We start from the raw sequence: 3,078 nt of genomic DNA on the forward strand, positions 1-3,078 counted from the left end.
GCACTGTATCCGCAGCTCGCCGTGCCCGACGGCACGCGAGCCACGTCCGTCGCCGACGAGGGTTTCGCCGCCGGCGGCCTCGCCGGCAACGCGCTGACGCTGAACGCACCGGCTGCCGCCCCGCCGCCGGCACCGGCCGCGCCGGTGTTCCAGTCCGAGCTGGCCGACGAAGCCGGCGCCGGCAGCGACGAGCGCACGGCCCGCGAACGGGCGATGCGCGAATACGAGAAGCGCAAGAGCGAGCGCGCGATGAAATCGCAGGACTCCTCGTCGGCTCCGCGCCGGCAGCAGCAGGTCGAGCGCTACACCGCCGACGTGCAGGTGCAGACCGGCCCCGGCCAGCCGGACTGGCGCTGGAGCAGCGCGCGGCTCGACTGGAGCGGTCCGGTCGCACCGGAGGCGACGCTGACGCTGTGGCTGCTGTCGCCGCCGCTCGCCGCCGCCTGGCGGCTTATTGGCGTGCTGCTGCTGTTCGTGCTGCTGTGGCGGCTCGCGCGCTGCCGGCCGCGCCCGCCGGCTGCGGCGGCACCGGTCGAACCGGCACCAATCCCGTCTGCCGCCGCCCCGGCGCTGCTGCTGCTCGCCGCACTCGGCCTCGCCGGCCTGCCGCGCCCGGCCGCGGCCGACTTCCCGCCCGATCATCTGCTCGAAGAACTGCGCACGCGCCTGTCCGAGCCGCCGGCCTGTGCGCCCGCCTGCGCGACGCTCGAACACCTGCGGCTGCAGCTCGATCCGGCCCGTCTGGTCATCACCGCCGACTACGCGGCCGCCGCCGACACGCTCGCCGCGCTGCCGCTCGCCGGCGCCCGCGTCGAACCGGCCGCGGTGACGCTCGACGGCCAGCCGGCCTGGCTCGCACGCGCTGAGGACGGTGCCTGGGCCGTGCGTCTGCCGGCCGGCCGGCATCGCGTCGTGCTCGACGTGCCGCTGCCGCCCGAGCTGGTCACGCTCGACCTGCCGCTCGTGCTCGCCCCGGCCGAAGTCGAGGTCGAGGCCGAGGGCTGGCAGGTCAGCGGCGTGCGCAACGGCCGCGCCGGGGACGGCAACCTGCGCCTGCTGCGCGCGCAGGACGACAGCGCCGGCGAAACCCGGCTCGAAGCCGGCACGCTGCCGCCGTGGCTGCGCGTGACGCGCGAACTCGTGCTCGGCCCGGCCGACTGGAGCGTCGAGACCACGGTCGAGCGCCTGTCACAGCCCGGGGCGGCGATCGGCGTCGAGATTCCGCTGCTGCCCGGCGAGCGTCCGACCGGCGCCGGCCTGCGCATCGAGCACGGCCGCCTGGCGCTGACCCTCGGCCCCGAGGACACCGAAAGCCGCTGGAGCAGCACGCTCGCACGCAGCGACACGCTCACGCTCGCCGCCGGCGACGGGCCGTGGTCCGAGGTCTGGCGGCTGTCGGCCGCGCCGCTCTGGCACGTCGAATCCGAGGGCACGCCGCTGGTGCACCGCTACACCGCCGGCAACGGCGACTGGCAGCCCGAATGGCGCCCGCGTCCCGGCGAGGCGCTGAAGCTCGCGATCAGCCGCCCCGAGGGCGTGCCCGGGGCCGTGGTCACGCTCGATGCGGCGCGGCTGACGCTGACGCCGGGGCCGGACGGGGCGCTGGCGATACTCGATCTGCGCGTGCGCGCCAGCCGCGGCCTCGATCACCTGCTCGGCCTGCCGGAGGGGGCGCTGGTGCAGCAGGTGCTCGCCGACGGCCGGCCGCTGGCGCTGACCACGGTCGAAGGCCGGCTGCTGCTGCCGGTGCGCCCCGGCGCGCAGGAGCTGCGCATCGTCTGGCGCCAGCCCGGTGCCCTCGGTGCGCACTACGTGACGCCGCTGCCCGATCCCGGCCTGCCCGGTGCCAACCTGCGCGTCGATGTGCAGGTGCCGGCCGATCGCTGGGTGCTGCTCACCGGCGGGCCGCGGCTCGGCCCGGCCGTGCTGTTCTGGGGCGTGCTGGCGGTGCTCGCGGCCGGCGCCGTGGCGCTCGCGCGCCTGCGCTTCGCACCGCTCGGCCTGATCGGCTGGCTGCTGCTCGCGATCGGCCTCGCGCCGCTCGATCCGCTGCTGCTGCTGGTGCCGGTCGGCTGGTTCGCCCTCTGCACGTGGCGCGAGCGCCACGGGGCACGGCTCGGGCCGCTGGCCTTCAACGCGCTGCAGCTCGGGCTGGCGCTGGCGACGTTCGCGCTGCTCGCGGTGCTGGTGCTCGCCGTGCAGCAGGGCCTGCTCGGTGCGCCGGACCTGCAGATCGCCGGCAACGGTTCAAGCGGCCATCTGCTGCGCTGGTATCAGGACCGCAGCCCGCCGGACTGGCAGCCCGGGACGTTCTGGTCGGCACCGCTCTGGGTCTACCGGCTGCTGATGCTCGGCTGGGCGCTGTGGCTGGCGTGGGCCGTGCTCGGCTGGCTGCGCTGGGGCTGGCAGTGCTGGGGCCGCGACGGTCACTGGCGCCGGCGCACGGCCGGCAGGACGGCCGCAGCGACGGTCTGGACCGACGGGAATGCAAGCGAATGAAACTTCTGACGCAAGCCGCCGATATCGCACTTGTTTCCATGTATTGCAGCGCTTGTACTCGCATGCCTGCCGGGCATAGCTTGCCGGCCATCCCGCTGCCACACGCGGCCCCAACAGCCAGGTACTCCGCATGTCCAACGAACGCCGCCTGTTCACGCGCATCCCTTTCGTCGCCAATGTCGAAGTCGTGATCGACGGGGTGCCGCATCCCGCCGAGCTGCACGACATCTCGCTGATGGGCGTGCTGGTGCGTGTCGACGACGGCGCCAGCGCCGCGCTCGACACGCCGGTGCACGTGCTGCTCGCACTCGACACCGAGCGCACCGTCGTCATCGCCACGCACGGCAGGATCGTGCACAACGAGGACGGCCGCCTCGGCTGCCGCTTCGATCAGGTCGATCTCGACTCGATGATCCACCTGCGCCGGCTGATGGAGCTGAACCTCGGCGACGCCGAGCGCATCAAGCGCGAGATCTACGAGATGGTGCGCCTGCCGGAAGGCCAGTCCTGACCCGGCCCCGCTGCCGCGCCCCTTCCCGCTGCCCTGCCGGAGCGGCTCCGGCAGGGCATTTTCTTGCG

At 74.4% G+C, this 3,078-nt stretch carries 1 protein-coding gene and 1 pseudogene; both read left to right on the top strand.

The features are described 5' to 3' along the window. Positions 1-2,499, top strand: a pseudogene (locus tag PKE44_RS17275) (hypothetical protein); the annotation flags it as partial. Positions 2,500-2,629: 130 nt separating this feature from the next. Then, on the top strand, positions 2,630-3,010 hold the full coding sequence (locus tag PKE44_RS17280; RefSeq protein ID WP_324553745.1) for a PilZ domain-containing protein: 381 nt from the start codon (positions 2,630-2,632) through the stop codon (positions 3,008-3,010). Positions 3,011-3,078: the final 68 nt, after the last annotated feature.

This window comes from Plasticicumulans sp., assembly GCF_035331805.1.
GTDB lineage: Bacteria > Pseudomonadota > Gammaproteobacteria > Competibacterales > Competibacteraceae > Plasticicumulans.